2 tRNA genes are annotated in these 334 nt (G+C 46.7%); both read left to right on the plus strand.

Annotated elements, in window-relative coordinates:
- Positions 1 to 49 precede the first annotated feature (49 nt).
- Positions 50 to 126 (plus strand) — tRNA-Pro (locus ACX6U0_RS21380).
- Between the two features lie 5 nt (positions 127 to 131).
- Positions 132 to 205 (plus strand) — tRNA-Gly (locus ACX6U0_RS21385).
- Positions 206 to 334: the final 129 nt, after the last annotated feature.

A 334-nucleotide genomic window follows, 5' to 3' on the forward strand; every position in this document is an offset into this window, starting at 1 on the left:
TACGGATCAAAAGGTTATGGGTTCGAGTCCTTTCGGGCGCGCCATATTACGGGAAGTGGCTCAGCTTGGTAGAGCACCTGGTTTGGGACCAGGGGGTCGCAGGTTCAAATCCTGTCTTCCCGACCATCTTCGCGGGTGTAGTTTAATGGTAAAATAGAAGCCTTCCAAGCTTCGGTCGTGGGTTCGATTCCCATCACCCGCTCCATTTGAACTTTGAAAACTAAACAAAACATGAAGTAAAACGTCAATTATTAGTTTTTTGAGCAATACAAGATTTAAACTTAACTATTATGGAGAGTTTGATCCTGGCTCAGGACGAACGCTGGCGGCGTGC

This window comes from Gottfriedia sp. ABJ_BB2_2 (assembly GCF_055484705.1).